The following is a 9,104-nucleotide window of genomic DNA, read 5'->3' on the forward strand; positions in this document are numbered from 1 at the left end:
AATCCTTGAGGAAAGGTCCCCTCCTACTTGACCCATTAAGGCTTGGCGATAAGCCAAGTTTTCTAATAGTCTAGGAAATTATATAATTTGAATTCTGTGGAAAATTTATTGACTGTGTAAGCTGCATCCAGCGCCAGCGCCCGTGCTGCTAGTGGGCTTCCTGATCCTCCTTACGATAAGTCAACATCGATTCGCTTAGCGAAGGAAGGCCGACTAAAAACGGACTCCCGGCCCAACGTCGGCATACCCCTATGAAGGGGCATGTTTCCTTTAAGGAAGATCGACTAACTTCGCCGCTTTCTGCGGCAACGTCGACCTACCCGCGATGCACGGGCGCAGCCCATACGTCGCTAAACAGTCGCTTCTAGCTTTTGTTCTTATTTCTAAAAATAAAATATGGTATATTTAAAAGATAAGAAATTTAGGTTGGTTATTCTAATTTGGAAGGTTGGTCGTAATGCTATTTGTTCTAGATGTAGGCAACACGAACACTGTGCTGGGTGTTTTCAAAGAAGATGAATTAATATATGAATGGAGAATAAAAACAGACCGTTATAAAACAGAGGATGAATTTGGTATACTTATAAAATCTTTGTTTGAACACAAAGGTATTACCTTTGCTGATATACAAGGAATAATTATTTCATCGGTAGTTCCTCCTATTATGTTTGCTTTAGAAAAAATGTGTCAGTATTATTTTAACCAAGAAGCACTTGTTATTGGTAAAGATTCAGTTCGATATAGTTTAAAAATGAGCTATCCAAATCCCAGGGAAATTGGTGCAGACCGTATTGTTAATGCTGTGGGTGCTATTGATGCATATGGAGGTCCTCTTATCATTATTGATTTTGGTACAGCAACTACATACTGTTATATAAATGAGAAGAATGAGTATCACGGGGGTATAATTGCACCAGGTATCCATATTTCAATGGAAGCATTATACGCTAAGGCATCCAAGCTCCCTAAAATTGAAATAGAAGCTCCTCAGAATGTGGTAGGAACTTCTACTGTAGAGGCGATGCAATCTGGATTTTTCTATGGATATGTTGGACAAGTAGATGGAATAGTAAATCGTATAAAGAAACAATCAATTGAAGCGCCAACCGTGATAGCGACAGGTGGTTTAGCGCCTTTGATTTCTAATGCTTCAGATACAATAGATGTTGTAGATCCTCATTTAACACTAAAGGGTTTATACTTAATCTACCAAAATAATAAGAATATGTAACAACTATAAAGGAGAGTTAATCATCATGAAGGATTACTTAGTAAAGGCAACAACTTATCAGGGAATGGTTAGAGCGTATGCAGCCATTTCTACACATACAGTAGAAGAAGCACGAAGAAGACAGGATACTTGGGCAACTGCGTCTGCTGCTTTAGGCCGTACTATTACCATAACAGCTATGATGGGCGCAATGTTAAAGGGTGAGGATTCCTTGACGGTGAAGGTTGAAGGGAACGGTCCACTAGGTGTTATGGTAGCTGATGCAAATTCCAAGGGAGATGTACGTGGATATGTAACGAACCCGCATGTAGATTTTGATCTAAATGCTAATGGAAAACTTGATGTTGCACGCGCAGTGGGTACAGAAGGAAATCTAAGTATTGTTAAGGACTTAGGATTAAAAGACTACTTTACAGGACAAGTCCCAATTACTTCAGGAGAAATTAGCGAAGACTTTACGTATTACTTTGCAAACTCGGAACAGGTACCTTCTGCAGTTGGTGCAGGCGTATTAATAAATCCGGATCATACCGTATTAGCTGCGGGTGGGTTTATCATACAAGTAATGCCTGGTGCAGATGAAGAAATGATTACACGATTAGAAGATAGGATCCAATCTTTCCCAGCTATCTCCACGCTAATTCAAGAGGGGAATTCTCCAGAACAAATTTTGGAACGACTCTTTGGCAAGGAAGAAGTAAAAGTTCACGAGCAACTTGAAATGCAATACCGCTGTAAATGTTCTAAAGAACGTTTGGAACAAGCTATTAGCGGGTTAGGTAATGAGGAAATTCAAAAGATGATAGAAGAAGATCATGGAGCGGAGGCTACTTGTCATTTTTGTAACGAAAATTACCGTTTCACAGAAAGTGAGCTTGAAGCTATAAAACAATCCAACGACCAATAAGGAAAGGTGTAGATTATGTCGAGAAGACTTTTATTAGCAATTATCGTTGTATTACTTATTACAAACATCGCGACATTACTTTTCTGGAATAAAGAGGAGCCAATGGTGTTGGACGAAGGAGAAACACAAATTGATAACAGAGAGCCTGTCGCTACAATTGGAGAAGAAGAAATATTATATGACAATTGGATGACTGCCTTAAGAAATGGGTACGGCAAGAGTCAATTAAAGAGCATGATTGATCGAACAGTTGTAGAAAAACTTGCAGAAGAGGCGAATATCGAAATTAGCGATAAAGTTATTGAACGGGAAATTTCATTGCTTAAGATGACACAAGGAGTAATGACACAAGAGCGAACAGAAAAAAAAGAAGATGAATGGTACGATGATATTTTGTATCGATATCAGTTGGAATCCTTACTAACGGATGAAACATCCATCCCTGAAGAAGAGATTCGCACTCATTATGATACATATCAAAAGCAGTATGATTTTCAAGCATCCATGCAGATCTCTCATATTGTTGTACAAAATTCAGAGACAGCTGATAAGGTAAAAGAGGAACTCGATAATGGTGCATCATTCGATTTGCTTGCTCAAGAATACTCCACAGATGAAGAGTCAAGAGACAGTGGTGGGTACTTAGGCTATTTTGTAAATACAAGTCAGTTTGTGCCCAGAGGTTATAATGAAGTTGTTTCTGAAATGGATGAACACACGTATAGTGAACCGTTTCATGCAGAGAGTGGTGGCGTAGCTATTGTGTATCTTCATAGTAAGCTTCCTTCTATTTCATTTACGTATGATGAAATTAAACCATATGTAGAAAATGAATTAGCTTTAGATGAATTGGATCAATCTTTAACTGTTTCTCCATTATGGGATAAAGTAGACATAGATTGGATATATGAAGAGTAGGATATATATCACAACAAGGTTTTTAAATAATCAGTTATTTATGATGTATTTTTGTTGACATTCTTTTATATTCCACGTACATTATAATTAAATCCTACAAAAACACTAGGAATTGGGAGGAATATTCATGAGAGTTGCTGACAATATAGCAGGTTTGATCGGTGAAACACCGATAGTAAAGCTTAATCGAGTAACAGATGCAGATTGTGCAGATATTTATTTAAAATTGGAATTTATGAATCCAGGAAGTTCCGTAAAAGATCGTATTGCGTTATCCATGATCGAAGCAGCTGAAGAACAAGGCGTTCTTAAAGATGGCGACACGATTATTGAACCTACTAGTGGAAACACAGGAATTGGTTTGGCTATGGTAGCTGCAGCAAAAGGTTATAAAGCTGTATTAGTTATGCCAGACACGATGAGTAAAGAGCGCAGGAATTTATTGCGCGCCTATGGAGCAGAATTGGTATTAACTCCGGGTGCTGATGGTATGAAAGGTGCTATTAAAAAAGCCGAGGAATTACAAGAGAAACATGATTATTTCATGCCACAACAATTTAATAATGAAGCAAATCCAGAAGTACACGCACGTACAACAGGAAATGAAATTGTGAAACAGATGAGCGATGGCCTAGATGCATTTGTTTCTGGGATTGGTACAGGAGGAACGATAACTGGGGCTGGTAAAGTACTAAAGGAACATTTTGATGGAATCAAAATTTATGCAATTGAACCAGAAGATTCAGCTATATTGTCTGGTGGATCTCCCGGGCCACATAAAATTCAGGGGCTTGGAGCTGGGTTTGTACCAAAAATCTTGGATACAGAAATCTATGATGAAGTGCTCCGCGTATCTAATGATGAATCATTTGAAGCCTCACGAGAGGTGGCAATCACAAACGGTATATTAGGTGGAATCTCAGCAGGTGCTGCAGTCGCAGCAGCCAAAAAGGTTGCTAAACAATTAGGCAAGGGCAAAAAAGTACTCACTGTATTACCAGATAATGGTGAGCGTTATTTATCTACACCGCTCTATCAGTTTGAAGAAGAAAACAAGTAAGGAATTTGATATAAGGGGATTAGCACCGATACAAAAGGTGCTAGTCCTTTTTTGGTAGCTGCGAAATGATAAAACTTTCTTAGCTACATACAACTAAGGCTTGGCGATAAGCCGAGTTTTCTAATCTTCCAATTACTCCTCTACGGACACTTCCGCAATGTTTCTAATGTATGGTAGTATAGAAAACGGATAAATGTAGGAAAGAAGGTTGCAAGTTATGCTAAAAACAAAAACAAAAATATATGACTTATCTAAACGCACTCATATTATGGGTATCTTGAATGTAACACCTGACTCCTTCTCGGATGGTGGTAATTATACATCAATCGAGAAAGCTGTTGAACAAGCTGTAGCAATGGAGAAATTAGGTGCAGATATTATTGATATAGGTGGTGAATCGACTAGGCCAGATCATGACCCAGTTAATGTAAATGAAGAATTAAACAGGGTAATACCTATCATTCGTGCGGTAAAAGAAAAAGTTAACGTGCCTATTTCTATAGATACCTATAAAGCACAAACAGCAACACAAGCTATTGAAGCGGGAGCGGAGATTATAAATGATGTATGGGGTGCCAAAAAAGACCCTGAGATTGCAGGAGTTGCGGCACACTATGATGTTCCAATTATTTTAATGCATAATCGAACAAACAAGAATTACACATCACTTATTGATGATATGAAGCAAGATTTAACAGGCAGTATAGATATTGCATTACGTGCAGGCGTTAAGAAGCATAATATTATACTTGACCCAGGTGTTGGTTTTGCGAAGACATCAAAAGATAATTTAGTTGTCATGAATCATCTTGAAGAATTTACAACAATGGGATATCCTGTTTTATTAGGTACTTCCCGTAAAACATTCATTGGTAAGGTTTTGGACGTTTCACCGCAAGAGCGTGACAGTGGGACAGGAGCCACAACATGTTTGGGTATTACAAAAGGAGTGCAGATTGTTCGAGTTCATAATGTCAAAATGAATGTTGAACTGGCAAAAATGATGGATGCTATGCTTGATGAAGGGGTAGATGTCAGTGGATAAAATCTTATTGAATCAAATGGAGTTTTATGGCTATCATGGTCTTTTTCCAGAGGAGAAAAAGTTGGGGCAACGTTATTATGTCGATGTCTCATTGAACGTCAACTTACAAAAAGCCTCCCAATCAGATGATATGAATGATTCCATAGATTACGGACATGTATATGAATTAATCAAGCGAGTGGTTGAAGGAGAATCCAAAAATCTTATTGAATCTGTCGCTGAAGACATTACTCGTGAACTATTTCTTTCGTTTAATTTATTAAAAGCATGTACGATAAAAGTAACAAAGCCCGATCCACCAATTCCTGGGCACTATCAATCGGTAGCTGTAGAGATTTTTCGGGAGCGTACAGTATGAATCAGGCATTTATAGCGTTTGGCACTAATATTGAGCCAAGAAGTAGTCACCTTATAAGTGCACTAGATTTACTACAAGCGCATGAAAGTATAGAGGTACAGAGAAAATCTTCCATTTATCAAACGGCGCCCGTAGGTTATACTGATCAAGCGGATTTTTTGAATCGGGTTGTCCTTATAAATACACGATTAACCTCGGAGGAATTACTGGATTATTGTCAATCCATTGAAAAGCAGTTAGGTAGGAAACGAGAGATCCGTTTCGGTCCTCGTACAATAGACCTTGACATACTGCTTTATAATCAAGAAAATAGAAAAACAGAGCGATTGATAATTCCGCACCCAAGAATGCACGAACGTGCATTTGTTTTAATCCCGTTGGAAGAAATTGCACCAGATTTTGTTTTGCCGACTCAGAATAAACGTGTACGAGATTTAATAAAACAACTTTCAGAAACCGACATAAAGGATGTAACTATATGGACACAAAAAGAATTGGAAGAAGAATAAAGGCATTTCGTAAATTGAAAGGCTATACACAAACGAGCTTTGCAAATGAAATTAATCTACCAATTGCAGTACTTGGCCCAATTGAGAGAGGAACCAAAAAACCTTCTGAAGAATTGTTAAGTCAAATAGCTGACACGTTATATATATCAAAAGAAGAATTACTAGTAGCGGGTGAAACCGTAAAAGAGGATTAAGTTATGTTTCAGATTGGAGATATTACAGTTCCAAACCGAGTTGTTCTGGCACCAATGGCGGGTGTTTCTAACTATGCATTCCGTTTGACCGTTAAGGAATTCGGAGCTGGGCTTGTGACAGCCGAAATGGTTAGTGACAAGGAATTGTAAACAAGAATGAAAAATCAATGAACATGCTTTTTATAGATGAAGAAGAAATGCCGATGAGTCTGCAGATTTTTGGTGGTGAGAAAGATACTTTAATTGAAGCGGCAAAAGTCGTTGACCAATAAACAAACGCTTCTATTATTGATATCAATATGGGTTGTCCTGTGCCAAAAATCACAAAATGTGATGCTGGTGCTCGTTGGTTATTGGACCCAGATAAAATTCACGAAATGGTTTCAGCAGTTGTAGAGGCAGTTGATAAACCGGTTACTGTTAAGATGCGTAGTGGTTGGGATGAAGTGTCAATAATGCAAAAGCAATTGAAGCAGCAGGTGCAAAAGCACTAGCTCTACATGGTCGAGCAAGAAAAAAATTGTATGAAGGTTATGCCGACTGGGATATTATAAAACAGGTTAAACAAGCTGTTAACATTCCGGTTATAGGCAATGGAGATATCGATAGTCCACAAATAGCAAAGCAACGATTAGATGAAACTGGTGTAGATGCTGTAATGATTGGCCGTGCAGCTCTAGGGAATCCTTGGATTATTTATCAAACTGTTCATTATCTGGAAACAGGTTAATTAATCAGTGATCCAACACCTAAAGATAAAATTGATGTGTGTATGCTTCATATGGATCGTTTAGTGAAGATAAAGGGTGAAAAAGTGGCGATCATGGAAATGAGGAAACATGCAGCGTGGTATTTGAAAGGACTTCGTGGAAATGGAAAAGTAAGAAGTCGTATCAACCATATCGAAACACGTGAAGGATTGTTAGATATTTTATACACGTATGCAAATGAACTAGAAATGGCGAGTCAAGTTTCTTAAGCGTGATTTCACATTAACGAATGAGAATTAACTGCCAGTAATTTTACTGGCAGTGTTTTTATTAGGTCTAAGACATGCAAGTAAAGTTGTTTTTCTATATAATGATTAGTTAGAACGAGAATCGGTTAACAATACTTAATGAAAGATAATGGAGTGATAAAAGTGACAGAAGAATTAAATGATCATATGCGGGTTCGCAGAGAGAAACTAGAAACATATAAAGAACAAGGTATCGATCCATTTGGAGGTAAATTTACAAGAACTCATTTATCAAAGCAATTGATGGAAGCTTACGATCAATTTTCAAAAGAAGAACTTGAAGAAAAAGCGGATAAAGTGACAATTGCCGGACGAGTTATGACTAAGCGTGGAAAAGGAAAAGCAGGTTTCGCGCACATCCAGGATGTAAGTGGACAAATTCAGCTATATGTACGAAAAGACATGATCGGTGAAGAAGCATATGAAATTTTTAAAACAACTGACATGGGGGATATTGTTGGTGTTACAGGAGTAATGTTTAAAACAAAAGTAGGAGAATTGTCTGTAAAGGCAACAGATTTCCAAATCCTAACAAAGTCATTACGCCCATTACCTGAGAAATACCATGGTCTTAAAGATGTGGAACAACGATATCGTCAACGCTATCTAGATTTAATTACAAACTTAGATAGTAGAGAAACATTTGTATTACGCAGTAAAATCATTCAATCGATGCGTCGTTATTTAGATGGCCAAGGATTTCTTGAAGTGGAAACACCAATGATGCATGGTATTCCTGGAGGGGCATCAGCTCGTCCATTTGAAACACATCACAATGCGTTAGATATTCCGTTATATATGCGAATTGCAATTGAACTACATTTAAAACGTTTAATTGTAGGTGGACTGGAAAAAGTATACGAAATAGGTCGGGTTTTCCGTAATGAAGGAGTATCTACACGACACAATCCTGAGTTTACAATGATAGAATTATATGAAGCATATGCAGACTTCCACGACATTATGGCTTTAACCGAAAATGTGATAGCGCATATTGCAAAAGAGGTACTAGGTGAGTCGAAAGTTATGTATGGCGATTATGAAGTGAACCTGGAACCACAGTGGAAAAGATTACACATGGTTGATGCCGTAAAAGAGTATACTGGTGTGGATTTCTGGGAGGAAATGAGCGATGATGATGCAAGGAAATTAGCTAAAGATCATGGTATTCAAATCAAGAATACGATGACATTTGGTCATATTGTTAATGAGTTTTTTGAGCAAAAGGTGGAAGAAGAATTAATACAGCCCACTTTCATTTACGGCCACCCAGTTGAGATCTCACCACTAGCAAAGAAAAACGAAAAAGATGAGCGTTTTACCGATCGCTTTGAACTATTTATTGTCGGCCGTGAGCATGCGAATGCTTTCAGTGAGTTAAACGACCCTATAGATCAACGTGAGCGTTTTGAATTACAAGTGAAGGAAAGAGATGAAGGAAATGATGAGGCACATTTAATGGATGAAGATTTCCTAGAATCATTAGAGTATGGTATGCCGCCAACTGGTGGATTAGGTATTGGGATTGATCGTTTAGTAATGTTATTAACCAACTCACCATCAATTCGTGATGTTCTTCTATTTCCACAAATGCGTAACAAATAATTACTTCCTTTGGGTTTAGTAACTAGTAAATAGGGTAATACACAGGTAGATGATCTATAAAGGTAGTGTTTCACCTATAAGATCATCTACTTTTTTATAGCAGGGTAGAAGTATATATAATAGTACAAAAGTGGATCATATTTAAAATACCATTTTTTTCTTGTTATTTTCACTTGATTTAAGGGAATAATCATGGTAAATTAGTAAACGTCGCATTAAGACAGCAATAAACATTTTAAAAACATCTTTAAAAAACATA

At 37.6% G+C, this 9,104-nt stretch carries 9 protein-coding genes and 1 pseudogene; all 10 read left to right on the forward strand.

The features are described from left to right. The first annotated feature begins 457 nt into the window (after positions 1-457). The 10 genes and pseudogenes from ACFQ3N_RS20350 (at position 458) to lysS (ending at position 8,845) form a co-directional block, all read left to right on the forward strand. On the forward strand, positions 458-1,231 hold the full coding sequence (locus tag ACFQ3N_RS20350; protein ID WP_390365071.1) for a type III pantothenate kinase: 774 nt from the start codon (positions 458-460) through the stop codon (positions 1,229-1,231). A gap of 25 nt (positions 1,232-1,256) precedes the next feature. Further along, positions 1,257-2,138 (forward strand): Hsp33 family molecular chaperone HslO, encoded by an 882-nt coding sequence (hslO, locus tag ACFQ3N_RS20355; protein WP_390365073.1) that lies wholly within the window; start codon positions 1,257-1,259, stop codon positions 2,136-2,138. A 15-nt stretch (positions 2,139-2,153) separates the two neighbouring features. Next, a complete protein-coding gene (locus ACFQ3N_RS20360) occupies positions 2,154-3,056 on the forward strand; it encodes a peptidylprolyl isomerase (RefSeq protein ID WP_390365075.1) in 903 nt (300 codons plus the stop codon). 127 nt (positions 3,057-3,183) lie between these two features. Then, entirely contained in the window at positions 3,184-4,116 is a 933-nt protein-coding gene (gene cysK, locus ACFQ3N_RS20365; RefSeq protein ID WP_390365076.1) for a cysteine synthase A, read from the forward strand. Positions 4,117-4,333: 217 nt separating this feature from the next. Next, on the forward strand, positions 4,334-5,161 hold the full coding sequence (gene folP / locus ACFQ3N_RS20370) for a dihydropteroate synthase (protein ID WP_390365078.1): 828 nt from the start codon (positions 4,334-4,336) through the stop codon (positions 5,159-5,161). Beyond that, positions 5,154-5,519 (forward strand): dihydroneopterin aldolase, encoded by a 366-nt coding sequence (gene folB / locus ACFQ3N_RS20375; protein WP_390365080.1) that lies wholly within the window; start codon positions 5,154-5,156, stop codon positions 5,517-5,519. The genes folP and folB overlap by 8 nt, the downstream gene beginning before the upstream one ends. Further along, on the forward strand, positions 5,516-6,028 hold the full coding sequence (folK, locus tag ACFQ3N_RS20380; RefSeq protein WP_390365082.1) for a 2-amino-4-hydroxy-6-hydroxymethyldihydropteridine diphosphokinase: 513 nt from the start codon (positions 5,516-5,518) through the stop codon (positions 6,026-6,028). The genes folB and folK overlap by 4 nt, the downstream gene beginning before the upstream one ends. After that, positions 5,998-6,222 carry a helix-turn-helix domain-containing protein gene (locus ACFQ3N_RS20385; RefSeq protein ID WP_390365083.1) on the forward strand — a complete coding sequence of 75 codons (225 nt, stop codon included), beginning with the start codon at positions 5,998-6,000 and terminating at the stop codon, positions 6,220-6,222. The genes folK and ACFQ3N_RS20385 overlap by 31 nt, the downstream gene beginning before the upstream one ends. A 3-nt stretch (positions 6,223-6,225) precedes the next feature. Then, positions 6,226-7,201: pseudogene (gene dusB, locus ACFQ3N_RS20390) on the forward strand (tRNA dihydrouridine synthase DusB). A gap of 138 nt (positions 7,202-7,339) precedes the next feature. Continuing rightward, positions 7,340-8,845 (forward strand): lysine--tRNA ligase, encoded by a 1,506-nt coding sequence (lysS, locus tag ACFQ3N_RS20395; RefSeq protein WP_390365085.1) that lies wholly within the window; start codon positions 7,340-7,342, stop codon positions 8,843-8,845. The last annotated feature ends 259 nt before the right edge of the window (positions 8,846-9,104 follow it).

It is taken from the genome of Virgibacillus byunsanensis (genome assembly GCF_042675965.1).
Taxonomy (GTDB): domain Bacteria; phylum Bacillota; class Bacilli; order Bacillales; family Amphibacillaceae; genus Virgibacillus_R; species Virgibacillus_R byunsanensis.